25 protein-coding genes, 1 other RNA gene and 2 pseudogenes are annotated in these 25,998 nt (G+C 36.5%); 25 read left to right on the top strand and 3 right to left on the bottom strand.

What is annotated here, in order from left to right; genetic code table 11:
* Positions 1 to 79 precede the first annotated feature (79 nt).
* The 17 genes and pseudogenes from galT (at position 80) to HMPREF2810_RS12075 (ending at position 12,040) form a co-directional block, all read left to right on the top strand.
* Complete coding sequence (galT, locus tag HMPREF2810_RS12155) at positions 80 to 1,570, top strand: UDP-glucose--hexose-1-phosphate uridylyltransferase (protein ID WP_002382072.1); 1,491 nt, start codon at positions 80 to 82, stop codon at positions 1,568 to 1,570.
* Positions 1,571 to 1,576: 6 nt separating this feature from the next.
* On the top strand, positions 1,577 to 2,581 hold the full coding sequence (locus HMPREF2810_RS12150; protein ID WP_002382074.1) for a LacI family DNA-binding transcriptional regulator: 1,005 nt from the start codon (positions 1,577 to 1,579) through the stop codon (positions 2,579 to 2,581).
* A gap of 9 nt (positions 2,582 to 2,590) precedes the next feature.
* A pseudogene (locus HMPREF2810_RS12145) lies at positions 2,591 to 2,816 on the top strand (AAA family ATPase); the annotation flags it as partial.
* Positions 2,817 to 2,976: 160 nt separating this feature from the next.
* Positions 2,977 to 3,294: pseudogene (locus HMPREF2810_RS12140) on the top strand (hypothetical protein); the annotation flags it as partial.
* Positions 3,295 to 3,321: 27 nt separating this feature from the next.
* Entirely contained in the window at positions 3,322 to 3,630 is a 309-nt protein-coding gene (locus tag HMPREF2810_RS12135; protein WP_002382077.1) for a hypothetical protein, read from the top strand.
* A 56-nt stretch (positions 3,631 to 3,686) separates the two neighbouring features.
* The gene (locus HMPREF2810_RS12130; RefSeq protein ID WP_002382078.1) at positions 3,687 to 4,199 is read left to right on the top strand and encodes a GNAT family N-acetyltransferase; all 513 of its coding nucleotides are present in this window, start codon (positions 3,687 to 3,689) and stop codon (positions 4,197 to 4,199) included.
* Between the two features lie 48 nt (positions 4,200 to 4,247).
* Complete coding sequence (locus HMPREF2810_RS12125; RefSeq protein ID WP_010715093.1) at positions 4,248 to 4,688, top strand: GNAT family N-acetyltransferase; 441 nt, start codon at positions 4,248 to 4,250, stop codon at positions 4,686 to 4,688.
* A 192-nt stretch (positions 4,689 to 4,880) separates the two neighbouring features.
* Positions 4,881 to 6,035: a multidrug efflux MFS transporter EmeA gene (gene emeA, locus HMPREF2810_RS12120; RefSeq protein ID WP_010715094.1), complete on the top strand. Its 1,155-nt coding sequence runs from the start codon at positions 4,881 to 4,883 to the stop codon at positions 6,033 to 6,035.
* A 764-nt stretch (positions 6,036 to 6,799) separates the two neighbouring features.
* On the top strand, positions 6,800 to 8,122 hold the full coding sequence (locus HMPREF2810_RS12115) for a Y-family DNA polymerase (RefSeq protein WP_002382081.1): 1,323 nt from the start codon (positions 6,800 to 6,802) through the stop codon (positions 8,120 to 8,122).
* 4 nt (positions 8,123 to 8,126) lie between these two features.
* Entirely contained in the window at positions 8,127 to 8,516 is a 390-nt protein-coding gene (locus HMPREF2810_RS12110; RefSeq protein ID WP_002382082.1) for a hypothetical protein, read from the top strand.
* Between the two features lie 71 nt (positions 8,517 to 8,587).
* Complete coding sequence (locus HMPREF2810_RS12105; protein WP_002360617.1) at positions 8,588 to 8,785, top strand: hypothetical protein; 198 nt, start codon at positions 8,588 to 8,590, stop codon at positions 8,783 to 8,785.
* Between the two features lie 17 nt (positions 8,786 to 8,802).
* On the top strand, positions 8,803 to 9,108 hold the full coding sequence (locus HMPREF2810_RS12100) for a hypothetical protein (protein WP_002382083.1): 306 nt from the start codon (positions 8,803 to 8,805) through the stop codon (positions 9,106 to 9,108).
* 52 nt (positions 9,109 to 9,160) lie between these two features.
* Entirely contained in the window at positions 9,161 to 9,592 is a 432-nt protein-coding gene (locus HMPREF2810_RS12095; protein ID WP_010715095.1) for a universal stress protein, read from the top strand.
* A gap of 70 nt (positions 9,593 to 9,662) precedes the next feature.
* Positions 9,663 to 9,905 carry a hypothetical protein gene (locus HMPREF2810_RS12090; RefSeq protein ID WP_002358134.1) on the top strand — a complete coding sequence of 81 codons (243 nt, stop codon included), beginning with the start codon at positions 9,663 to 9,665 and terminating at the stop codon, positions 9,903 to 9,905.
* A 369-nt stretch (positions 9,906 to 10,274) separates the two neighbouring features.
* On the top strand, positions 10,275 to 10,721 hold the full coding sequence (locus tag HMPREF2810_RS12085) for a GNAT family N-acetyltransferase (RefSeq protein ID WP_002382085.1): 447 nt from the start codon (positions 10,275 to 10,277) through the stop codon (positions 10,719 to 10,721).
* 139 nt (positions 10,722 to 10,860) lie between these two features.
* The gene (locus HMPREF2810_RS12080; RefSeq protein ID WP_002382086.1) at positions 10,861 to 11,574 is read left to right on the top strand and encodes a DsbA family oxidoreductase; all 714 of its coding nucleotides are present in this window, start codon (positions 10,861 to 10,863) and stop codon (positions 11,572 to 11,574) included.
* A gap of 70 nt (positions 11,575 to 11,644) precedes the next feature.
* On the top strand, positions 11,645 to 12,040 hold the full coding sequence (locus HMPREF2810_RS12075) for a DUF805 domain-containing protein (protein ID WP_002358131.1): 396 nt from the start codon (positions 11,645 to 11,647) through the stop codon (positions 12,038 to 12,040).
* A 185-nt stretch (positions 12,041 to 12,225) separates the two neighbouring features.
* Here the strand turns inward: HMPREF2810_RS12075 and HMPREF2810_RS12070 are convergent, their stop codons facing one another.
* A complete protein-coding gene (locus HMPREF2810_RS12070; RefSeq protein ID WP_002382087.1) occupies positions 12,226 to 13,647 on the bottom strand; it encodes a pilus transcriptional regulator EbpR in 1,422 nt (473 codons plus the stop codon).
* Between the two features lie 174 nt (positions 13,648 to 13,821).
* On the opposite strand from HMPREF2810_RS12070, the gene ebpA reads away from it, so the two are divergent.
* From ebpA to HMPREF2810_RS12030, 7 genes are all read left to right on the top strand, one after another.
* A complete protein-coding gene (ebpA, locus tag HMPREF2810_RS12065) occupies positions 13,822 to 17,286 on the top strand; it encodes an endocarditis and biofilm-associated pilus tip protein EbpA (protein WP_148391599.1) in 3,465 nt (1,154 codons plus the stop codon).
* Positions 17,287 to 17,289: 3 nt separating this feature from the next.
* Positions 17,290 to 18,720 carry an endocarditis and biofilm-associated pilus minor subunit EbpB gene (ebpB, locus tag HMPREF2810_RS12060; RefSeq protein ID WP_002382089.1) on the top strand — a complete coding sequence of 477 codons (1,431 nt, stop codon included), beginning with the start codon at positions 17,290 to 17,292 and terminating at the stop codon, positions 18,718 to 18,720.
* Entirely contained in the window at positions 18,717 to 20,600 is a 1,884-nt protein-coding gene (gene ebpC, locus HMPREF2810_RS12055; protein WP_002382090.1) for an endocarditis and biofilm-associated pilus major subunit EbpC, read from the top strand. Before ebpB ends, ebpC begins: the two co-directional genes overlap by 4 nt.
* Before the next feature lie 234 nt (positions 20,601 to 20,834).
* Entirely contained in the window at positions 20,835 to 21,689 is an 855-nt protein-coding gene (gene srtC / locus HMPREF2810_RS12050; protein ID WP_048942149.1) for an Ebp pilus assembly class C sortase, read from the top strand.
* Between the two features lie 553 nt (positions 21,690 to 22,242).
* Positions 22,243 to 22,446, top strand: coding sequence for a DUF378 domain-containing protein (locus HMPREF2810_RS12040; RefSeq protein ID WP_002381996.1), 204 nt, complete (start codon positions 22,243 to 22,245; stop codon positions 22,444 to 22,446).
* 358 nt (positions 22,447 to 22,804) lie between these two features.
* Positions 22,805 to 23,317, top strand: a complete 513-nt coding sequence (entV, locus tag HMPREF2810_RS12035; RefSeq protein ID WP_002382093.1) for an enterococcin EntV — start codon at positions 22,805 to 22,807, stop codon at positions 23,315 to 23,317.
* A complete protein-coding gene (locus HMPREF2810_RS12030; protein ID WP_002382094.1) occupies positions 23,302 to 23,487 on the top strand; it encodes a hypothetical protein in 186 nt (61 codons plus the stop codon). Before entV ends, HMPREF2810_RS12030 begins: the two co-directional genes overlap by 16 nt.
* 134 nt (positions 23,488 to 23,621) lie before the next feature.
* On the opposite strand, the gene ssrA is transcribed toward HMPREF2810_RS12030, so the two are convergent.
* Together ssrA and HMPREF2810_RS12020 are read right to left on the bottom strand one after the other, a co-directional pair.
* Positions 23,622 to 23,988: a transfer-messenger RNA gene (ssrA, locus tag HMPREF2810_RS12025) on the bottom strand.
* Positions 23,989 to 24,127: 139 nt separating this feature from the next.
* Entirely contained in the window at positions 24,128 to 24,433 is a 306-nt protein-coding gene (locus HMPREF2810_RS12020; protein ID WP_002360604.1) for a DUF898 family protein, read from the bottom strand.
* 334 nt (positions 24,434 to 24,767) lie between these two features.
* Between HMPREF2810_RS12020 and HMPREF2810_RS12015 the strand changes: the two genes are divergently transcribed.
* On the top strand, positions 24,768 to 25,998 hold a 1,231-nt coding region (locus HMPREF2810_RS12015; RefSeq protein ID WP_002416320.1), incomplete at its 3' end, for a collagen-binding protein.

The raw sequence follows: 25,998 nt of genomic DNA, 5'->3' as shown, positions 1-25,998 counted from the left end.
TCAAGGACATTATCGCCACCGCTTGGCAATGGCATGTGAAACATCCTCAAGGCTATAATGAATAGGAGAACATCAGATGATGAAAGAAAGTAGTAAATGGATTGCTGCATTTGTAGAGATAATCATAGAAAATGGCGATTGGACGGAAACAGACCGCTATTATTTGACGAATCGGATTGCCAAACTAGTTGGCTGTGATTTTTTTGAACAACCAGAAGCGGTTGCTTGTGAGCAGGAACCGTTGCGTGTGGTGGAACATCTTTTAAACATTGCACAAGCCAATCACCAAATCGATGACTCAATTACGGAAGCAGAACAACTAGAAGCAGAGTTAATGGATTTTATTACGCCGACCCCAACCATCATTAATCGGAAGTTTATGGATTATTATCAAGAGTCTCCACGAAAAGCAACGGATTATTTTTATCAGTTATGTAAAACAAATAACTACATTAAAACGAAAGCAATCGCCAAAAATATTATTTTCCCAATGGACTCACCCTATGGTAAACTAGAAATTACCATTAACTTATCGAAGCCAGAAAAGGATGCTCGAAAAATTTTGGCTGAAAAGAAAATGAGTCAAAAAAAATATCCAGCGTGTATGTTATGTATGGAGAATGAAGGCTATTATGGCCGTGTGAATTATCCAGCACGGACAAACCATCGGATTATCCGACTAAATTTAGAGGACGAAGCTTGGGGCTTTCAATATTCGCCATATGCTTACTATAATGAGCATGCGATTTTCTTGGACCAACAACATCGAGAAATGAAAATCGAGAAAAAAACGTTCCAGCGGCTCCTTAAAATTACGGAGTTATTCCCTGAATATTTTGTGGGCTCTAATGCAGATTTGCCAATTGTTGGTGGTTCTATTTTATCTCATGATCATTACCAAGCAGGACGTCATACATTTCCAATGGATTTAGCACCAATGGAAACAAGATTTTCTTTGAAAAAATATCCTGAGATAACTGCTGGTATTTTAAAATGGCCGATGTCTGTGATTCGTCTTCAAAGTGATCATCAAGAGGAACTAGTTGAGGCAGCCGAATTAATTTTGACCAAATGGCGCAATTATTCTGATGAACGTGTCTCGGTTCGGGCCTATTCAGAAGATGGTACACCGCATCATACGATTACGCCAATTGCTCGACGCAAAGGGTCATTATTTGAATTGGATTTAGTTTTACGAGATAATAATGTTTCGGAGGAATTTCCAGATGGCATTTTTCATCCACATCCAGAAGTACAACATATTAAGCAAGAAAATATTGGCTTAATTGAAGTAATGGGACTAGCTATTTTGCCACCAAGGCTGGCACAAGAATTAAGAGAAGTCGAAAAGTATTTATTAAAGCAACCCAATCAAATTGCTGAAAGTCATCGAGCTTGGGCGGATGAACTCAGTCAGCAAACCATCACTGAAGCCAATGTCAAAGAAGTGATCCAACAAGGAATTGGGACAATTTTTGTTCAAATTTTAACAGATGCCGGCGTCTTTAAACGTGACGAAGAAGGTCGTCGTGCTTTTGAACGATTTATTCAATGTATTGAAAATGATTAATTTGAGGTGAGGAACATCGTAACCATTAAAGATATAGCAGAGCAAGTCGGTGTTTCTTCAGCGACAGTTTCGAGAGTTTTGAACTATGATGAAACATTATCAGTTAGTGATGAAACGAAGAAGAAAATATTTGAAACAGCAGAAACGTTAAATTATAAAAAGCGAGCCAGAAAAAAACAAGCAGGCAAAAAGAAAATTCGGTTTGTCCAATGGTTCAGCGATCCAGAAGAACTGGATGATATTTACTATTTATCGATTCGTTTAGGTGTTGAAAAGCGGGCAGAGGAATTGGGTTTTCTTTTAGTCAAAGAATCTCTGACAAACCTTTCTCAAAAAAGATTTGATGGGACAATTGCCCTAGGAAAATTTGATGAAAAGCAAGTGGCGGACTTAGCCGCCTTAGGCGCACCTCTTCTATTTGTAGACTTTGATGCAATGGCTTTTGACCAAAACTCCATTGTTGTTGATTTTACTGGAAGTGTTAAAACAATTGTGCAAGAATTTTTGGCGCAAGGGCATCAGAAAATTGGTATGCTTTCTGGGCAAGAATATACGAAAGAGTCCCGCGTGGCATTGGTTGATCCACGTTTTGTCGCTTTTAAAGAAACCTTAAAAGATCTGGACCTTTATCATCAAGAATGGGTTGTCGAAGCAGCTTTTTCTGTTGAAGAAGGCTATCAAGCGATGAAAGACTTTATTGAAAAAGCGGACACTCGTCCAACCGCTTTTTTCGCTGCAAGTGATACGTTGGCAATTGGTGCGATGCGGGCGTTACAAGAAGCAGCCATTCGTGTGCCAGAAGATATTTCTATCATTGGTTTTAATGATATTAGTGTCGCAAAATATGTTTCACCAACATTAACAACAGTTAAAGTTCATACTGAATGGATGGGTGAGCTAGCCGTTGAGACAATGAAAGAGTTATGCTTGAATACCCCACCAGTTCCTAGAAAAATTATTGTCGGAACGGAATTCATTCAGCGAGATTCAACGAAACATTCATCAAAATAACAGCAAAACTTGGAGAGTTTTTTCCAAGTTTTTTGCTCTTTTGTGCTGGTTTTCAACAATCAAGAAAATGGAGGGAAACAGATGCAACCGAAATTAATTATTTTACGTGGTAATTCTGGTAGTGGTAAAACAACGATAGCTAACGCGCTTCATCAGTGTCTTAAAGAACAATCGTTATTGATTTCTCAAGATGTGGTGCGCAGAGAAATGCTTCGTGTTAAAGATGAAACAGTCTTTTGGACGTAAGTCGAAACGACTTACCTTCTTAGACTTGAATCTTAAGATAAACGGCGGGAGAGGAGCAGCTTCTTCGGAAATAAGCTGAAATTCCTCGAAAGACGAAAAGCATCTTTCGGAAATTCCTTCTTATTTCTTGAAGCTAAAAACTCCTGTCCCGACCTCTGGCTTTTGGGTATCAAGAATGCCAGTATGTGATTGTTGAAGGGATTTTTCAAAAAGCCATTTATCATTCCTTTTTTCAGGAAATACTTCCTCTCTTTGAAGGAAATGTTCAGGTTTATTATTTTGATATTTCTTTTGAAGAAACGCTGAAAAGACATAGCCAGAGAAACAAGAATCAAGAATTTGGTGTCGTGGAAATGAAACGTTGGTGGCTACCAGAAGATTATTTAGAGCTTGCGGGAGAACAGCGGTTATCTGAACAACTGTCTGAAAAGCAGATTATCAGGCAAATTTTAGCAGATATTCAGTAGTAAGTGCTGCGCTTTTTAGAGAAATGGATGTTGTGGTATGATAAAAAAGAAGGAGTGGTTTCAATGGATTACCAAGAACGATTAAAAAATTTACCACCTGAAGTCATGACAGCTTTTTCAGAATCATTTATTTTTTTAATCAGTAACGATAAAGTTCAACATTTTCCTGCACGAGACTTAACGCAAGCTGAAATGATTCAACGAGTGAAAGAGAAATTAGGTGAAGCGGTGACGTGGTCCTTATGGCAAGGGTTCGTTATTGCTGTTAATTCAGAAAAAACATGTGTTGCTGTTTTGCCCAAATATCATCAACTCGATGGTTTTGAAAATGAATAAGGGAGCGAAGAATTATTCGCTTCGTTGTATAAAATGAAAACGTTTTTTGGGAGGAAATGCTGATGTCTGAGCTAGTGGTTATTAGAGAAATGCAAGAGAAAGATATCTTAGCGCTGGATACTCAATTTGTCCAACAAGGTTGGCCAAGTCGCCAAGAGATTTTAATGAACTATTTAGAAGAACAATTAGTCAAGCAACGAACGGTTTTTGTAGCGGAGAAAAAGGCAACGCTGTTAGGTTATGTGACGTTACTGCCATTAGCTAAGGAAGGACCTTTTAAAAATTTATATCCTGAAATAGCTGATTTCAATGTATTCTTACCATTTCAAAAACAAGGAGTGGGGCGGTTATTATTAAGTCGTGCAGAAAATGTTGCCAAAAGTTATGCAGATACTGTTTCCTTGGGAGTAGGCCTGCATCCTGGTTATGGTGCAGCGCAAAGATTATATATCAAACAAGGATATGTGCCAGATGGTTCAGGAGTTTGGTTTCAAAATAAGCAGCTGAAACCAAACGATCGGTGTGTTAATGATGATGAGTTAGTTCTTTATTTATCGAAAAAACTATAGAGTAGCCAAAGTAATACTCTATAAATATCATTTAGGAGGTTGTTACCCTTGATTAGAAAAATGAAGCCAACAGATGCAGCGGTGTTAACTATCATTAATAAAGAACAATTGGGCTATGAAGTTCCCGTTGACGTGACCTGTAAACAGATTGAGAAATTACTACTAGCCAGTGACAGAGAGTTTTTATATGTTTATGAAGAAACGAAGACAGGCAAGATTTTAGGCTATGTGCATGCGCAACTGTATGAAACAATTTATTCCCAAACGTTATTGAACGTTCTGGGGTTAGCAGTGGCAAAAGAAGCAGAAGGCCGTGGAATTGGCAAACAATTAATGACGAAACTAGAAACGGAAGCTAAAAAGTATAACTTGTCTGCGATTCGCTTAAATTCAGGGGAACAGCGTACAGCAGCACATCAATTTTATGAACACATTGGCTATGTTTCTGATAAAAAACAAAAGCGATTCATTAAATACTTGGATACTTAAGTTATGTCTTTAAAAAATAACAATTTCCTTTAAAAAAATAAGTAAAAACTAGTGAAATTTTCAGCGAGTTAGTGTAAAATGTATCTCAATGACTCAACGAGTGTTTTAGCCGAAACACTGTCAAAGAAAGTACATACAAAGAAACAGAAATAGCCATTTTTGATGGCTGTTTTTTTATGGAGGAGGCAAATTATGACGAAAAAAAATAGTATGATGTACTTAGCAATTTCTAACTTGTTTCTTGTTTTTCTAGGCGTAGGCCTAGTCATTCCCGTAATTCCCCAATTAAAAGAAGAAATGCATTTTTCTGGTACTACAATGGGAATGATGATTTCTATTTTTGCGATTGCCCAATTAATCACATCGCCAATCGCAGGTGTCCTTTCGGATAAAATTGGTCGGAAAAAAATGATTGCGACGGGTATGTTGGTGTTTTCAATTTCTGAGTTATTATTTGGCTTAGCCCAAGCGAAAAGCGGTTTTTATATTTCTCGTGGTTTAGGTGGGATTGCCGCCGCTTTATTAATGCCGTCAGTGACAGCTTTTGTGGCAGATATGACCACGATTTCTGAACGTCCGAAAGCGATGGGGCTTGTGTCAGCCGCAATTAGTGGTGGTTTTATTATCGGACCAGGAGTTGGTGGTTTTATTGCTTATTTAGGCATTCGCGCCCCGTTTTTTGCCGCCGCATTTTTAGCGTTTATTGGTTTTATTTTGACATTAACTGTTTTGAAGGAGCCAGAGAAACGAATTTTAGCCGCTGTTGAAGCGAAAAAAGGTTCATTTATGGATATTTTAAGAAATCCAATGTTTACCTCATTATTTGTGATTATCTTAATTTCCTCTTTTGGCCTGCAAGCGTTCGAATCTATTTATAGTATTATGGCGACCATTAATTTTGGCTTTACCACAAGTGAAATAGCAATCGTGATTACGGTTAGTGGTATTTTAGCGTTGATTTGTCAGTTGTTTTTCTTTGATGCAATCGTCCAAAAAATAGGTGAAATGGGTTTAATCCAATTAACCTTTTTTGCAAGTGCCATTTTTATTGCCGTGATTGCCTTTACAAAAAATAATTTAGTTGTTGTATTTTCAACGTTTATTGTCTTTTTATCGTTTGACTTGTTTAGACCAGCAGTAACTACTTATTTATCCAAACATGCTGGAGATCAACAAGGAACCATCAACGGACTAAATTCGACATTTACAAGTTTTGGTAATATTTTAGGACCAATGGCAGCAGGAGCTTTATTTGATATCAATCACTTTTTCCCTTATTATGTTTCAGCAGTAATTCTGTTAGGAACGGGCTTTTTATCATTATTTTTAAATCGAAATAAGATGTAAAAAGTGATAATAGGGTGTTACGGCGTCAAAAAGTTAGATGAATATTCTAACTTTTGATGCCGTTATTTATTTTTTATAGGTAGAATATGCTATAAAAAAGTATGATATAGATATGTTATTAGTAGTTTTGATAGCGGTTTCTAGAATTGTGTGTTATGCTTTTCCTGATTACTTTGATGTTAGAGCAACGCACACACAAACTTGGAAAGGCTAAGCTTAGTAATTTAATAGAAAGTAGGTCTGGTTATGAATCTCCTTAAATATATTAGTAGCTTTATTTGGATGCTTTGCTCTTTGGGGATTATATATGCTATTCTTCGAATGATAACTAGTGTGAGCAAGACGGATTTTTCAGGAAATGGAACAAAAATCTATCTTATTTTGATAGTACTGTACACACTAGGAACGATAGGATTAGGTATGCTAGTTTCTAAAAAATGGTTCTATTTTTTGATTATTTTTATTTCTCTATGTGTATTATCACCTATAATATTGATTTTGATATTAAACTACACCAATCTATTAAAATAATCATGTTTTACATAGTATTTATTCAAGTTTATCCTCTATGTATTAATCTGAATACACTATTATTTTATTTGAGAGTTCTTTTTCAATATATGTAAATTGTCTAACAACAGGGTTCTGTTTGTTGTTGGACTATTTTTTTGATCGCCAACCGTTCTTGAAAAAAACAAAAAAATAAACAGTGTTCGCTTGATTAATCGAACGTTTGTTCGTATAATGATTTTGCAAGTGAGGTGATGTTTGTGAAATTTGATTATGAAAAAGAACCTAGTCGCGATATTCTTTGTATTGATTGCAAAAGTTTTTACGCTAGTGTAGAATGCGCAGAACGTGGGTTAGATCCGTTGAAAACGATGTTAGTAGTGATGAGTAATGCCGAAAATGCGGGGGGATTAGTTTTATCAGCATCGCCAATGGCAAAAAAAGTTTTAGGTGTTTCAAATGTTACGCGTAAAAATCAAGTGCCCGCTCATCCTGATTTATATGTGGTTCCGCCACGAATGAATTTGTACATGAAAAAAAATCAAGAAATCAATAATTTATATAAAAAGTTTGTCGCAGATGAAGATCACTCTGTGTTTAGTGTAGATGAATCATTTCTTGATGTAACGGCTTCTTTAAGTTATTTTCATTGTGAAACCGCCTATAAGATGGCTCGGATTATCCAAAGAGTCGTTTATAATCATGTGGGTATTTATGTGACCGTTGGGATAGGGGACAATCCGTTACTGGCTAAATTGGCGTTGGACAATGGCGCCAAACATTCGCCAGATTTTATTGCAGAATGGCGGTATGATCGTGTACCAGATACTGTCTGGCAGTTGCCTTCTTTGACAGATTTTTGTGGGATTGGTCGCAGAATGGCTAAACGACTGAATCGCTTAGGAATTGATTCTGTATATGAGTTAGCGCAAGCGAATCCGCATCTTTTACAAGAAACATTTGGCGTGATGGGGCTTCAATTGTATGCTCATTCATGGGGGATTGATCGTACCTTTTTAGGGAAAAAAGCGCAACATAAAGCTGAAAAATCATTTGGAAATAGTCAGATTTTGCCGAGAGATTATGCGCGAAGAGATCAGATTGAACTAGTCTTAAAGGAACTGACAGAACAAGTGGCTGCTCGTTTAAGAAAAGCGCATTGTCAAACGGAATGTATCACAGTCTACGTTGGTTATTCCAAAGGACAAATTGACCGTGAAGGACGAACTGGTTGGCGAAAACAACAAACGATTCCTGCAACAAACAATACAAAAGTTTTGATTACCTATGTATTAGCCCTTTTTAGAGAACATTATCTAGCGGGAACCGATGTCCGGCAATTAGGGCTTTCATATGGAAAATTAGTTTGGAATGAATCTTTACAATTAGATTTATTTTCGGAACCAGAAGAGCAAATTAGTGAAATGGAGTTAAACTATCTGATTGATAAAATCCGACAAAAATTTGGCTTTCAAGCTTTAATCCACGCCTCTTCTTTGTTGGAAGGCGCGACGGCAATTCATCGTTCAGGATTAGTCGGTGGACATGCTGGAGGAAATGTCGGTTTAGGAGGATAACATCATGAAACGAACAAAAAAAGAATTTACACCTTATAATGAGTACCATGATCGGCCCTTTGAACTGAAATGGGCGACCGCTTTTGCATTGGGGGAGTTACAAGAAGGAATCGAAGCTTCTGACGAATATTCTAAGAGAGCGTTTGAACGCTTACCGCAACAGACAACAGAAGAAATTGAAGAATACTTAGAGCAGTCTTTAAAAAATAACCAGGTTTTAGAAATCCAATTGAATACATTGGATGATTATGGCCGTGTTCAACCGCCAATTGTTGGTGTTTTTGAAGGGATGAGTTCAATGGAGTATGCAAAAGTTGGAAATACACATATTTTATTTGAAGATATTCGTCATATTAAAAGTCATGAGTTTACCAAGTGGTCGAGCCTTGATTAAAAAACTATTGTTATACGTGCGTTTTGTGAAAACATATGAGATAATGTTCATAGGTAATAGAAATAAAAATTATGGAGGTGGCTAGGATGGGACATCATTTAAAAGGACACCATGGCAAAAAAACAAATGCAAATGGCGGCTTTTTAACAAAGTTATTGGCTGGTGGTGCCTTAGTGGGCGTAGGAAAAAAGTTATACGACAATCGTGAAAAAATTAAAGAGCTGTTAAGTGACGACAAAGAAAAAAGCAACGATACTGAAAACAAATAAAGGACTGGATTGACGGAATGGTAAAAGATGCAGCGTATATTATTGAAGAGATTACCACGATTTTAGAAGGAACCTATTTTGTGATAACCAAGAAAGCGAATAAGCGCCGCATGTGTTTACATGTTTCAGATACCGCGAAAGAATTTTTACGTTGTCAACGGGAGTATGAAACATTCTTAGAGCAACAGTTTGATTATGCCACAATGTTTTTAGAAACATGTACGGAAGATGTTTCTGTTGAAATTCAAACGGGACTACTTGAAGAAACAAATTATCAAGCATTAACCGTGGAAAAATTACAACAGATAGCCACTAAAATGTAACACAGCTGTTGTGTTAGTTTTGATTCTTAATTTGGTTAAGGAGGCGGATAAAATGTCAGTATATCAACATATTTTGGTTGCTCTTGATGGCTCAGATCAATCTGAAAAAGCTTTTCATGAAGCTGTCAGGATTGCTAAAGAGGAACAAGCCACTCTTTATTTAGCTACAATTATTAATGATGCTGAATTTACGACGAGTCCATTTTCTTTTGAAGAATTGTATGATTTAGAAAAACACAAGTCAGAAGAGATGCTCACTGAAAAGGCAAAACAAGCGAGTGAAATTGGTGTAAAAACAGTCAAAAAAATTGTTGAGCTTGGGAGCCCAAAACGTTATCTTGCCAACACGATTTCTGAAAATTATGCCATAGATTTAATTGTGATAGGTGCCACGGGAAGAGGTGCTATTCAACGAACCTTGATTGGTTCTACTACAGATTATGTGGTTAACCATGCTTTGTGCAATGTCTTAGTTGTTCGCTAATTGTGAGTAAATAATCAAGGGAACAATGTTTTATCGGGGCGTTTTTTTAAATTAAACGAGAGGTGAGTTTATGAAAACAAAAATCGGAAAAACAGTTATCTTGTCAGCGTTTTTATTCACAAGTTTCCTTTTACTGAGTGGTTGTACCTCGGCTGGCGAAGAGATGGAAAAAACAATTGATCGACAGAAAGAAAAAGTCGATAAAACGGTCGATAAGCAGAAACATAAAAATGAAAATTCTATGGAAAGTTACGACGAAAAAGTTGACCGTTCTTTAGATAGTCAAGAAGACAAAATCGATACTACTGAGTAACGGGAAAGCTTTCAACTATCGGCTAGTAATTAAATAATATACAAAAGGGAGCATCCACTGCAGTTATTTCTCACAGCGGATCCTCTCTTTTGTGGTTAAAAAGAAAAAGTTAACTGCTCCCCAACAGTTAACTTTTAATCATGTTGCACATAGTTAAAACACTCTATATATCATTTATATCATTTGAAACAGGTGGTGTAAAAAGAAATCTCTTGAAAAGAGTCTCCATTTATAGGGAAGATTTCCCATAAAAAAGAGAAACGTATAATCACAGAGAGTTAGAGAAAGCAAAGGGAAATAAGTATGTTAAAATAAGAAGCAAGAAAGAAGACAAGTATGCAGAAAATAACAACTAATTAGGTGAAAACAATGAAAATACATTTTGAAAAAGTAACAAGCAATAATCGTAAAGCAGTGGAAAACTTACAAGTTTTCGCTGAACAACAAATCTTCATTGAATCAATGGCAGAAAATCTAAAAGAATCAGACCAATTTCCAGAATGGGAATCGGCAGGTATTTATGACGGCAATAAATTAATCGGCTATGCCATGTATGGACGTTGGCAAGATGGGCGCGTTTGGCTAGACCGCTTTTTAATTGATCAACGGTTCCAAGGACAAGGTTATGGGAAAGCAGCCTGTCGACTTTTAATGTTAATGCTAATAGAAAAATACCAAACAAACAAGCTATACTTGAGTGTTTATGATACGAACAGCTCAGCAATTCGGTTGTATCAACAACTTGGTTTTGTATTTAATGGTGAATTAGATACGAATGGTGAGCGGGTAATGGAATGGACACATCAGAATAAGTAGATAGAACAGGTGAGACAAAAGCCATAGCGCATTTTGTTTCACCTTTTTCTTTTAATTGGCTCCATTTGTTTACTTTTAGTAAGTAAAATGGTAAATTTAGTTCAATCTGTTTTGAAAAAAGAGTTACTGGAGGGTAAGGATGAAAATAGAATTTTTCCATGATGTTATTTGTAGTTTTTGTTTTCCAATGTCTGACCGCATGCATGAGATTCAACAAGAATTTCCTGAAATTGAATTGATTCATCGGTCGTTTGCGTTGGGGTGGTCCGCAAACGATTTTGAAACAATGTTTGGCTCACGAGCAGCAGTAAAAGAAGAAGTTTTGACGCATTGGGTGCATGCCAATCAAAACGATTCAAAGCATCGTTTTAATATTGAAGGGATGAGGAAGCAACGATTTGATTTTCCAACATCAAAGAATGCTTTATTAGCAGCAAAAGCAGCTGGATACATTGGCAACCAAGACACTTATTGGTTACTGTTTGATAAGTTACAAGAAGGTTTATTTATGAGAAGTTTAAATATTGAAGAGCCAGAAGTAATTGAGGAGCTAGTAAAAGAGACAACGATTGATTTTGCTTTATGGAAAGAAGCTGTTGCTTCCGAGGCTGTTTGGACGGCGGTTCAAGAAGATTTTGCGCTAGCTTCTGCTTATGGTTTACAAGGAGTTCCCGCACTAATCATTAATCAAAAATATCTAATTAATGGTGCAGTACCGAAACAAAAAATCAGCCAAACTATTCAAAAAATTCTCGCAGAAGAAAAGCAACAGCAACCGTTAGTTTCATTGACTCCCTCTTCTGAAGAGTCCGCTTCGTGTGAGTTTAAGGAAGGCACATGGACGTGTCATTAAGCAGCATAAAATAACGTTATTCTTTGACAAAACGAAAGACTTCTGTAATAGTTAATGCGGGGGTGATAATATGTTTAACGCGTATAGAGAATACTGGAATAATATTACAACAATGAATGCGTCAGCAACACGAGCACAATATTGGTGGCCACAATTAATTAATTATTTGGTGTTAGGGATTTATTCAGCAATTACGGGCGTTTACAGATATATTGAAGTAACACCCAATGATGGAACAATCATTAAAGAATGGAATACTGTGACCATTATCTTTTTCTTGCTGACTGCTTTAATTTGGTTGGCAAACTTTACTGTTCGAGCAAGAAGATTGCATGATCGCGACCACAGTAACTGGTGGATTTTATTCTATTTACTTCCTTTTATCGGTACTTTAGTGATCTTCATTACATTAATTTTGCCAAGTAAAAGTCACACAAGATGGCCAGTAAATCAATCAGAAATTTAATTTGCTGGTTTCGTTTAGCTGATTATCTTAAGAGTGAAAATAGGACATAAGTCATTTCGATTTATGTCCTATTTTCTTTTTTATTTCAGAAAAATAAAAATATCTTCTGTATGATGGCACCTCACATTACGTGATTCTTGATAAAAGGGCTATCTTTTTGGTAGATAAGGAAAACCATTAAGACGTTAAAAGTTTAATAAATCGAGCAATTCTCTTTTGTTAGAAAATAAGATAGCATCATTAATTAAAATACTTGGAACACTGGTTTCAATAATTGGTTGATTGGTAATAATCAAATCAAATTCTTCAAGTTGATGGTCACCTAATTGTTCTTCCGTAATTGCTAACGTATTTGAACGAATCCGATGCAAAGCTAAAATATCGTGGACATAGTTTCCAATATATTGACTATGATTCAGGCCCATGTCGCTAATAATCAAAATCTTTTTTGAGTCAAAACTCTGGTTAATTTCTGGAAAAGTATTAAGCAACCAAAAAATATAAGAAGATGAATAGTTTAATAGATTTGTTTCTAAAAGAGCGGAAAAGAAATGCAATTCTGCTTTTAATCGTGCATATAAGTGAAGCTGAGTAAAATGAATTTGTCGAGTGAAAAAGGTGGCCCTTTGTGTCAATTCGGAGGTGTCAAAAGGCACTAATTGAGAAAACAAATAAAGACAGGTTAACAAGTGAACAGCGAAGTCGACGACTTCTTCTGTTAATTGTTCAATCTGTGAAAAAGCATTAAATTTTAAATTTTCACGTATTCTTTGACTGATGACTTCTTGGTCTTCGGAGTAGTATTGCTGAAAAGCGCCTCTTTGAAAATACCGGAGAACTTCCCGATAGGTCTCACGGCTGAGTCCAGTAAAATGACGACTGAGTAAAAGATAATCTTCCATTTTGATTGGACTCTTTTTATCTGTTTTTTTCTGGAAACGTTGTTGAAATCCTTGATGCTCTCTTAATAAATCAACAATAAAATACATAATAAAGAAATCGTGTTCATAACTGTTATCCATACTAATAATATTTAATTGGCATTGATTACGGCGCATTAATTGTTTGATTTCCTGCTTATCTAATTGATAGGGCAATTCATAATGGCCATAATACATTAAAAAGAAAAAGGTCGTAAAAATACGTAAAGGCAATTCTTCTGTTTGGCTAGTTAATTGATAGCCTTGATCAACGATAACGCGAAGAGAGTAAGTTTCCAAGACCTGATTACACTGCTTCAATTTACGAGCAAAAGAAGAGCGACTAATATTGATGGTATCGCAATAATATTCGATGGTTTTGCCAGGATTTTGGATAAATTCATGGAGCAATTGGGTGGTCGTTGACGTTTTTGCCATATCCGTCAGTACGTTTAAATATAAGGACGCATTAAAGTTTTCTAAACGATAGCCTAATTTATGCGATGTTTTAATGGTTAAACTTTCGCCCCAACGCTGTTTAATCTCCTCAATATAACGAATAAAAGTAGACTCAGAACTACCAATATATTTTGCAAGTTCTTTTTTAGTCATCCATTTATCAGAAATGGATAAGACACGAATGATTTCTTCCATTTTCCGATAATTTTTTTCTAAAAACCTAATCATATTGTTTCCTCCCAAGTCCTTTACTTTAATTAAACAATCATCGAAACAATAACGCAATTTCAGAAATGAAACCGCTTGGTATGAAAGCTGGTGTGATTTAATGAGCTCCTTCTCTGTATAATAATTATCAGATTAGAATAATGAAATTTTACGTGCTAGGCAATTCTAATTTAACTGTTAATTCATAAAAGAAAGGAGAGAACAGACATTAAATTACTAAAGAAATTTGGGGTTTTCGGCGTAGTCTTTTTACTTGTCTCATCCTATTTCATACCGCTCATTGGCTATGCAGAAACAGCCAAAGAAGTTGAAATTACATCCGCTCAAATGATAACAGATGAGAATGATAAAACGAATATTAATATCGAGTTAAATCTTCTCAACCAAACAGAGCAGCCATTACAACGAGAAATTCAATTGAAAAATGCACAGTTCATGGATACTGCTGTAATTGAAAAAGACGGATATTCTTACCAAGTGACTAATGGTACGCTTTATCTGACTTTGGACGCACAAGTAAAAAAGCCGGTACAGCTTTCGTTAGCTGTTGAGCAAAGTTCGCTTCAAACAGCTCAGCCACCTAAGTTATTGTATGAAAACAACGAATATGATGTTTCAGTTACTTCTGAAAAAATAACAGTAGAGGATTCTGCTAAAGAATCAACTGAACCAGAAAAAATAACTGTACCAGAAAATACGAAAGAAACTAACAAAAATGATTCGGCTCCAGAAAATACAGAACAGCCGACCGCAACAGAAGAGGTAACCAATCCATTTGCAGAAGCAAGAATGGCGCCAGCCACTTTGAGAGCGAATCTGGCACTACCTTTAATTGCACCACAATACACGACGGATAATTCTGGTACTTATCCGACAGCTAATTGGCAGCCCACAGGCAATCAAAATGTGTTAAACCATCAAGGGAATAAAGACGGTGGTACACAATGGGACGGCCAAACGAGTTGGAATGGGGACCCTACTAATCGCACAAATTCTTATATTGAGTATGGCGGTACAGGAGACCAAGCCGATTATGCCATCCGAAAATATGCTAGAGAAACAACAACACCAGGGCTTTTTGATGTATATCTTAATGTGCGTGGGAATGTTCAGAAAGAAATCACGCCATTGGATTTGGTCTTAGTCGTTGACTGGTCCGGTAGTATGAATGAAAACAATCGGATTGGTGAAGTACAAAAAGGAGTGAACCGTTTTGTTGATACATTGGCAGATAGCGGTATTACCAATAACATCAACATGGGCTATGTTGGCTACTCAAGTGACGGTTATAATAACAACGCCATTCAAATGGGACCGTTTGATACAGTCAAAAATCCAATTAAAAATATTACGCCAAGTAGCACTAGAGGAGGAACTTTCACTCAAAAAGCATTAAGAGATGCTGGTGATATGTTAGCAACGCCAAATGGACATAAGAAAGTTATTGTACTTTTAACGGATGGCGTCCCAACCTTCTCTTATAAAGTGAGTCGAGTTCAAACAGAGGCGGATGGTCGCTTTTACGGGACACAATTTACGAATCGACAAGACCAACCAGGTAGCACTTCTTATATCTCTGGTAGCTATAATGCGCCAGATCAAAACAATATCAATAAACGAATTAACAGTACGTTTATCGCCACGATAGGTGAGGCAATGGCCTTAAAACAACGTGGGATTGAAATACATGGATTGGGCATTCAATTGCAAAGCGATCCACGAGCTAATTTATCTAAACAACAAGTTGAAGATAAAATGCGCGAGATGGTGTCAGCCGATGAAAATGGAGACCTTTATTATGAATCCGCGGATTATGCACCAGACATTTCTGATTATTTAGCGAAAAAAGCCGTTCAGATTTCAGGAACGGTTGTAAACGGAAAAGTAGTTGATCCAATTGCTGAACCTTTTAAATACGAGCCAAATACATTATCAATGAAAAGTGTGGGTCCTGTTCAGGTTCAAACATTACCAGAAGTGTCGCTAACAGGCGCTACAATTAATAGTAATGAGATTTATTTGGGTAAAGGGCAAGAAATTCAAATTCATTATCAAGTACGTATTCAAACAGAGTCAGAAAACTTCAAACCTGATTTTTGGTATCAAATGAATGGTCGGACAACGTTTCAGCCATTAGCCACGGCCCATGAAAAAGTTGATTTTGGGGTTCCTTCTGGAAAAGCACCTGGCGTGAAGTTAAACGTGAAAAAAATCTGGGAAGAGTATGATCAAGACCCGACAAGTCGGCCAGATAATGTGATTTATGAAATTAGTAGAAAGCAAGTAACTGACACAGCCAACTGGCAAACTGGGTATATTAAATTATCAAAACCAGAAAATGATACCAGCAATAGTTGGGAGCGCAAAAATGTAACCCAACTTTCCAAAACCGCGGATGAAAGCTATCAAGAAGTTCTTGGGCTTCCCCAATACAATAATCAAGGACAAGCTTTCAATTATCAAACAACCCGTGAATTAGCAGTTCCTGGTTACAGTCAAGAAAAAATCGACGATACTACTTGGAAAAACACGAAGCAGTTCAAGCCATTAGATTTAAAAGTAATCAAAAATTCTTCCTCAGGTGAGAAAAACTTAGTGGGAGCCGTCTTTGAATTGAGTGGTAAAAATGTTCAGACAACATTAGTGGACAATAAAGATGGTAGCTATTCCTTGCCAAAAGATGTGCGCCTACAAAAAGGGGAACGCTATACATTAACTGAAGTAAAAGCACCTGCAGGACATGAGTTAGGCAAGAAAACGACTTGGCAAATTGAGGTGAGTGAGCAAGGCAAAGTAAGCATCGATGGACAAGAAGTGACCACCACAAATCAAGTTATTCCATTGGAAATTGAAAATAAATTTTCTTCTTTGCCAATCAGAATTAGAAAATACACCATGCAAAATGGCAAACAAGTGAACTTAGCAGAGGCGACTTTTGCGTTGCAAAGAAAAAATGCTCAAGGAAGTTATCAAACTGTGGCAACTCAAAAAACAGATACTGCAGGATTGAGCTATTTTAAAATTAGTGAACCTGGTGAGTATCGAATGGTGGAACAAGCAGGACCATTAGGCTACGACACTCTTGCTGGAAATTATGAATTTACTGTTGATAAATATGGGAAAATTCACTATGCAGGCAAAAATATTGAAGAAAATGCGCCAGAATGGACACTGACACATCAAAATCATTTGAAACCTTTTGACTTAACGGTTCATAAAAAAGCCGATAATCAGACGCCACTTAAAGGAGCGAAATTCCGTTTAACAGGACCAGATACGGATATTGAATTACCAAAAGATGGCAAAGAAACGGATACTTTTGTTTTTGAAAACTTAAAACCAGGGAAATATGTCCTAACAGAAACCTTTACGCCAGAAGGATATCAGGGGTTAAAAGAACCAATCGAATTAATAATTCGTGAAGATGGTTCAGTCACGATAGATGGGGAAAAAGTAGCAGATGTTTTAATTTCTGGAGAGAAGAATAATCAAATTACTTTAGATGTTACGAACCAAGCAAAGGTTCCTTTACCTGAAACTGGTGGCATAGGACGCTTGTGGTTTTACTTGATAGCGATTAGTACATTCGTGATAGCGGGTGTTTATCTCTTTATTAGACGACCAGAAGGGAGTGTGTAATCAATGAAAAACGCACGTTGGTTAAGTATTTGCGTCATGCTACTCGCTCTTTTCGGGTTTTCACAGCAAGCATTAGCAGAGGCATCGCAAGCAAGCGTTCAAGTTACGTTGCACAAATTATTGTTCCCTGATGGTCAATTACCAGAACAGCAGCAAAACACAGGGGAAGAGGGAACGCTGCTTCAAAATTATCGGGGCTTAAATGACGTCACTTATCAAGTCTATGATGTGACGGATCCGTTTTATCAGCTTCGTTCTGAAGGAAAAACGGTCCAAGAGGCACAGCGTCAATTAGCAGAAACCGGTGCAACAAATAGAAAACCGATTGCAGAAGATAAAACACAGACAATAAATGGAGAAGATGGAGTGGTTTCTTTTTCATTAGCTAGCAAAGATTCGCAGCAACGAGATAAAGCCTATTTATTTGTTGAAGCGGAAGCACCGGAAGTGGTAAAGGAAAAAGCTAGCAACCTAGTAGTGATTTTGCCTGTTCAAGATCCACAAGGGCAATCGTTAACGCATATTCATTTATATCCAAAAAATGAAGAAAATGCCTATGACTTACCACCACTTGAAAAAACGGTACTCGATAAGCAGCAAGGCTTTAATCAAGGAGAGCACATTAACTATCAGTTAACGACTCAGATTCCAGCGAATATTTTAGGATATCAGGAATTCCGTTTGTCAGATAAGGCGGATACAACGTTGACACTTTTACCAGAATCAATTGAGGTAAAAGTGGCTGGAAAAACAGTTACTACAGGTTACACACTGACGACGCAAAAGCATGGATTTACGCTTGATTTTTCAATTAAAGACTTACAAAACTTTGCAAATCAAACAATGACTGTGTCGTATCAAATGCGTTTAGAAAAGACCGCTGAACCTGACACTGCGATTAACAACGAAGGACAATTAGTCACGGACAAACATACCTTGACTAAAAGAGCCACAGTTCGTACAGGTGGCAAGTCTTTTGTCAAAGTTGATAGTGAAAATGCGAAAATCACCTTGCCAGAGGCTGTTTTTATCGTCAAAAATCAAGCGGGGGAATACCTCAATGAAACAGCAAACGGGTATCGTTGGCAGAAAGAAAAAGCATTAGCTAAAAAGATCACATCTAATCAAGCCGGCGAATTTTCAGTTAAAGGCTTAAAAGATGGCCAGTACTTCTTGGAAGAAATCTCTGCACCAAAAGGTTATCTTCTGAATCAAACAGAAATTCCTTTTACGGTGGAAAAAAATTCTTATGCAACGAACGGACAACGAACAGCACCGTTACATGTAATCAATAAAAAAGTAAAAGAGTCAGGCTTCTTACCAAAAACAAATGAAGAACGTTCTATTTGGTTGACGATTGCAGGCCTGCTAATCATTGGGCTGGTAGCCATTTGGCTATTTTATCAAAAACAAAAAAGAGGAGAGAGAAAATGAAGCAATTAAAAAAAGTTTGGTACACCGTTAGTACCTTGTTACTAATTTTGCCACTTTTCACGAGTGTATTAGGGACAACAACTGCATTTGCAGAAGAAAATGGGGAGAGCGCACAGCTCGTGATTCACAAAAAGAAAATGACGGATTTACCAGATCCGCTTATTCAAAATAGCGGGAAAGAAATGAGCGAGTTTGATAAATATCAAGGACTGGCAGATGTGACGTTTAGTATTTATAACGTGACGAGCGAATTTTACGAGCAACGAGCGGCAGGCGCAAGCGTCGATGCAGCTAAACAAGCTGTCCAAAGTTTAACTCCTGGGAAACCTGTTGCTCAAGGAACCACCGATGCAAATGGGAATGTCACTGTTCAGTTACCTAAAAAACAAAATGGTAAAGATGCAGTGTATACCATTAAAGAAGAACCAAAAGAGGGTGTAGTTGCTGCTACGAATATGGTGGTGGCGTTCCCAGTTTACGAAATGATCAAGCAAGCAGATGGTTCCTATAAATATGGAACAGAAGAATTAGCGGTTGTTCATATTTATCCTAAAAATGTGGTAGCCAATGATGGTAGTTTACATGTGAAAAAAGTAGGAACTGCTGAAAATGAAGGATTAAATGGCGCAGAATTTGTTATTTCCAAAAGCGAAGGCTCACCAGGCACAGTAAAATATATCCAAGGAGTCAAAGATGGATTATATACATGGACAACGGATAAAGAACAAGCAAAACGCTTTATTACTGGGAAAAGTTATGAAATTGGCGAAAATGATTTCACAGAAGCAGAGAATGGAACGGGAGAATTAACAGTTAAAAATCTTGAGGTTGGTTCGTATATTTTAGAAGAAGTAAAAGCGCCAAATAATGCAGAATTAATTGAAAATCAAACAAAAACACCATTTACAATTGAAGCAAACAATCAAACACCTGTTGAAAAAACAGTCAAAAATGATACCTCTAAAGTTGATAAAACAACACCAAACTTAGATGGTAAAGATGTGGCAATTGGCGAAAAAATTAAATATCAAATTTCTGTAAATATTCCATTGGGGATTGCAGACAAAGAAGGCGACGCTAATAAATACGTCAAATTCAATTTAGTTGATAAACATGATGCAGCCTTAACTTTTGATAACGTGACTTCTGGAGAGTATGCCTATGCGTTATATGATGGGGATACAGTGATTGCTCCTGAAAATTATCAAGTGACTGAACAAGCAAATGGCTTCACTGTCGCCGTTAATCCAGAATATATTCCTACGTTAACGCCAGGCGGCACACTAAAATTCGTTTACTTTATGCATTTAAATGAAAAAGCAGATCCTACGAAAGGCTTTAAAAATGAGGCGAATGTTGATAACGGTCATACCGACGACCAAACACCACCAACTGTTGAAGTTGTGACAGGTGGGAAACGTTTCATTAAAGTCGATGGCGATGTGACAGCGACACAAGCCTTGGCGGGAGCTTCCTTTGTCGTTCGTGATCAAAACAGTGACACAGCAAATTATTTGAAAATCGATGAAACAACGAAAGCAGCAACTTGGGTGAAAACAAAAGCCGAAGCAACTACTTTTACAACAACGGCTGATGGATTAGTTGATATCACAGGGCTTAAATACGGTACCTATTATTTAGAAGAAACTGTAGCTCCTGATGATTATGTCTTGTTAACAAATCGGATTGAATTTGTGGTCAATGAACAATCATATGGCACAACAGAAAACCTAGTTTCACCAGAAAAAGTACCAAACAAACACAAAGGTACCTTACCTTCAACAGGTGGCAAAGGAATCTACGTTTACTTAGGAAGTGGCGCAGTCTTGCTACTTATTGCAGGAGTCTACTTTGCTAGACGTAGAAAAGAAAATGCTTAATTTCTAGCGTCACCGAAGAAATTTTTAGAAAAACAAAGAGGTCGGAACAGAAGTGTTTAGCTCCGAGAACTCTCAAGGACAAAACTGCGACGAGTCTTTGACGAGAAAACACCTTATAAGTTGTTGAGATCGGAGCAACGCGTAGTGTTGATTCTGTTTCCGCCGTTTATCAGTTTTTAAGCCTGGGCCAATCACTGTCCCAGGCTTTCATGCTTTATTTTTAAGGAGGAAGCAATGAAGTCAAAAAAGAAACGTCGTATCATTGATGGTTTTATGATTCTTTTACTGATTATTGGAATAGGTGCATTTGCGTATCCTTTTGTTAGCGATGCATTAAATAACTATCTGGATCAACAAATTATCGCTCATTATCAAGCAAAAGCAAGCCAAGAAAACACCAAAGAAATGGCTGAACTTCAAGAAAAAATGGAAAAGAAAAACCAAGAATTAGCGAAAAAAGGCAGCAATCCTGGATTAGATCCTTTTTCTGAAACGCAAAAAACAACGAAAAAACCAGACAAATCCTATTTTGAAAGTCATACGATTGGTGTTTTAACCATTCCAAAAATAAATGTCCGTTTACCAATTTTTGATAAAACAAATGCATTGCTATTGGAAAAAGGAAGCTCCTTGTTAGAAGGAACCTCCTATCCTACAGGTGGTGCGAATACACATGCGGTCATTTCAGGCCATCGTGGTCTCCCTCAAGCCAAATTATTTACAGATTTGCCAGAATTAAAAAAAGGCGATGAATTTTATATCGAAGTTAATGGGAAGACGCTTGCTTATCAAGTAGATCAAACAAAAACCGTTGAACCAACTGATACAAAAGATTTACACATTGAGTCTGGCCAAGATCTCGTCACTTTATTAACTTGCACACCGTATATGATAAACAGTCATCGGTTATTAGTTCGAGGACATCGTATCCCATATCAACCAGAAAAAGCAGCAGCAGGAATGAAAAAAGTGGCACAACAACAAAATTTACTATTATGGACATTACTTTTAATTGCCTGTGCGTTAATTATTAGCGGCTTCATTATCTGGTACAAGCGACGGAAAAAGACGACCAGAAAACCAAAGTAGTATGACGAAAAGGCTAAACATACTAAAAAAAGAGTAAAAAAATAGCTTTTCAATTTTTAATCCTCCTTATCGTGCATAATTGAACCAGAGAAACAGAAGTATTAACGAAATAACTAAAAGAGCAAGCCCTGAATAAAAAGCGACAAAGGGCCAATCAATCGACTGTTTAAATTCCTGCCAAGTTTGGATTTTTCTGTTTTTTTCGCGCTATCTTCAAGCGTGAGTAAATAATTCAATAGTAAGAGGAGCAGCAACACCGTGAAATCATTTGTGGTAAAAAACACATGTAAAAATAGAATGACAAAGACAACACGTGATAACACTCGATTCCGCAAAATTAAAAATAACTTAGCACGCATAATAAACCATCATTTCTTATCAGAGATAATGAATCTGTTTTTGTCTACTCTTTAGTTATATCATAAAATTATTAATAATGAAAAAATGATTCGAGAAAATAATTGAAAAAAGTTTTTTTCCTGAATCATTATTTTCGTAAATAAAGAATAAACGTGTTACTCTTGACTTATCAAATTTGGAAGGAGTGTTAAAAATGAAATATCTGGATATTATTGCTTTAATTTTATTGATTGTCGGAGGTTTAAACTGGTTATTAGTTGGTGCATTTAATTTTGATTTAGTTGCAACAATTAGTGGTGGTGCAACCACACCATTAGCAAAAATTATCTATATTATTGTCGGAATTTGTGCGATTTATTCTATTAAGTTTTTAGCTCCTTTGTTCCGCGAACCATAGGATTGATTTAAAAGATTTAGATAACGTGAAGTTATTTTGACTTAGCAATTGAGAGTTTCCTTGAGAAAGGGGACTCTTTTTTTATTTTCTATATTCGTTTCAGAAGGTTTAGACAAGCTCAAAAAATATTTCAAGAGAGCAGCGTTGTTTTCAAAATAGAACCTAGCATTACCTCGAACGTACCTCAAATAACCTGTGTCTTTTTTTGAATCATTAGTTCAAATTGATGTGATCACTAGTGAGAAAAATCAGCTCTAGGATATATAGGAAAATATAAGCATCAAATAGGGATTTTGATGATAAATTATCTTTTTCCTTGTTATGATTATAACAAGGAAAAGAAAGTAGGGATTTATTTATGGAATTACAGGTGACAAAAAAGGCTAAATTTTTTTGTTTGGCGATGGCATTACTAATGACATTAGGTATTTTTATCAGCGCTGGAACAAGTGTTTATGCATCTGACCAGCTAGAGGATTCAGAAGTTGAGGCTGTAGCAAAAGGACTGGAAGAAATGTATGCGAATGGAGTGACGGAAGATAACTTTAAAAACTATGTCAAAAATAATTTTGCTCAGCAAGAGATTTCTTCAGTTGAGGAAGAGTTAAATGTAAATATTTCTGATGCTTCAACAGTAGTTCAAGCACGTTTTAATTGGAATGCATTAGGAAGTTGCGTTGCTAACAAAATCAAAGATGAGTTTTTTGCAATGATTAGTATCAGTGCAATTGTAAAAGCTGCACAAAAGAAAGCCTGGAAAGAATTAGCAGTGACTGTATTACGCTTCGCTAAAGCCAATGGTTTAAAGACGAATGCTATTATTGTAGCTGGACAACTAACTTTATGGGCAGTTCAATGTGGGCTAAGCTAATGAATTTAAAAGATCATGTTACGGAAATAGTAATTACTTTTATCATCGCTTTTGTGTATACTTGGATAGATTCAGGAAAAATTGAAATCTTAAAAACTCTTTTGATAACAATAATATTTTTAGCCATGTTCTATGCAATACCCAAAATCACCAATAGAAAAAGAAAATGAAGTGGTTTTAGAAAGATAATGTGATAGGAAGTGTAAGGGGAGGTAACGAGCCTTCTTTTGCTTATAGAAAAAAAGAGCTAAAACCTTTATTTTATAAGGTTTTAGCTCTTTTTTGTTTTTCTCTACTTTTCTAAAAATGGAGACGGCGGGAGTCGAACCCGCGTCCAAACATATTGCCACTTAAATCTCTACGTTCATAGACACTCATTTAAAGGTTCGCTTTACAGCGTGCCGAGTGACAGGCATTCTGTATTGCTAGTCTGGTAAGCTCTTCTAAATTTTACAGACGGAAAAATTTAGCGTATCCCACTTCGATTAGGACCCTGACCCGAGCACATGGGCGATGCCGGGAGGATCTTCGCTAGCTGGTTTTTAGGCAGCTAAAGCGAAAGAATTGTTTTCGTTTTTAGCAGTTATATTTAACTGTAACGTTTTAACGTAGCCGTAACCTACGAAACGCAATTCAAGCTCAACTATGCCTGTCGAATCCGTAACGCCCCCGAAATAACATAAGTATCCCTTGATACTTATCAAAGTATAGCATAAATTCCTTGTTTTTTCAAAGAGTAGGATAACACTCTGTCAGATATTCATAAAAAGAGGAAGGATGGACCGCAACTCAGTTCATCCTTCCTCTTTTTTATGAAAGTGTGTGGGTATGTTTTGTAATCCATTGTTGCAAACGGATATTCAACCAAAAACCATAAATGCCTAAAGTAATTATAGTTAATAAAAGCCATTTAATCCAATGTCCGAATAATTGCATAGCTGTACCGTCAAAATAAAGACGTTTACCATCAATAACGGTATGCTTGATTTTCCAGTTGTACATCATACAAATTCCCCAAGGTGCGCAAATACCTAATGTAAAGACAGTAATCAAGGTTGCTAAAATTGAAGTCCCGATATACGTTGCTAAACCACCATCAAAATATGAATTTTTCATTCTTTTCCTCCTTATCTTATAAATTTTATTATAACAAGAATAAATGTCCTTGGAAACAAAATGTGGATGAATTAAGTATTTTTATTCATTATTGATCCGAAATATGTTATTTATACAACTCAATATTGGAAGCACTAGATATTTTGTAACAAATGTTATCTAATGTAACTACCATAATAAAACGTTTTCCTTAGGAAGTGAATTAGAAATTTAAAAAAAAGGCTACTTAAATGAGCATTAATATTGTACGAGACATATCTTTTTGCTATTGTCAACTTCTGAAAAAGACCACTAAGTGGAAAAAATAAGAGAAAAGAAGGGTGAATAATTTTTTATGACAAAAAGTGTAAAATTTTTAGTGTTACTGTTGGTAATGATTCTACCAATTGCGGGGGCGTTATTGATAGGTCCAATTTCGTTTGGCGCCGAATTGAGCAAAAGTCCAATCGTTGACAAAGTAGAATTAGATCACACTACTTTATATCAAGGGGAGATGACCTCCATTAAAGTATCTTTTAGTGACAAAGAAAATCAGAAAATAAAACCCGGAGATACAATTACTTTAACTTTACCAGACGCACTAGTTGGAATGACCGAGAACGATGGTTCACCACGAAAAATCAATTTAAATGGTTTAGGGGAAGTCTTCATCTATAAAGATCATGTTGTAGCAATATTTAACGAAAAAGTTGAATCTTTACATAATGTGAACGGGCATTTTTCTTTCGGGATTAAAACGCTTATCACCAATAGTTCGCAACCGAACGTGATAGAAACGGATTTCGGAACTGCAACGGCGACTCAACGTTTGACAATTGAAGGAATGACTAGCACAGAGAATGGCCAAATTGAGCGAGACTATCCGTTTTTTTATAAAGTAGGCGATTTGGCTGGAGAGTCAAATCAAGTACGTTGGTTTTTAAATGTGAACCTCAATAAATCCGATGTCACAGAAGATATTTCAATTGCGGATCGACAAGGAAGTGGTCAACAATTAAACAAAGAGAGTTTTACATTTGATATTGTGAATGACAAAGAAACTAAATATATTTCACTTGCCGAGTTTGAGCAACAAGGTTATGGCAAAATTGACTTCGTGACGGATAATGACTTTAATTTACGTTTTTATCGAGATAAAGCACGCTTTACTTCCTTTATCGTCCGTTACACTTCGACAATCACGGAAGCGGGGCAACATCAAGCGACATTTGAAAATAGTTATGACATCAATTATCGACTAAACAATCAAGAAGCAACGAATGAAAAAAATACATCACAGGTTAAAAATGTTTTTGTAGACGGTGAGGCAAGCGGCAATCAAAATGTGGAAATGCCAACAGAAGAAAGTCTAGACATTCCTTTAGAGACAATAGAAGAATGGGAACCAAAGATACCTACTTTGGAACAGGCAACAGAAACAACTGAAGAGAATGGCGCAACAGAAACCACAGAAAGCAGCCAACCAGAAGTTCATGTCTCACCAACAGAAGAAGAAAATCCAGATGAAAGTGAAACGTTAGGTACAATTGCACCAATCATACCTGAAAAACCAAGTGTGACAACTG

Origin of the sequence: Enterococcus sp. HMSC078F03 (assembly GCF_001811595.1) — a bacterium.
Classification (GTDB): Bacteria; Bacillota; Bacilli; order Lactobacillales; family Enterococcaceae; genus Enterococcus; species Enterococcus faecalis.
The sequence above is the reverse complement of the archived record's forward strand: the minus strand, read 5'-3'. Positions and strand labels throughout refer to the sequence as shown.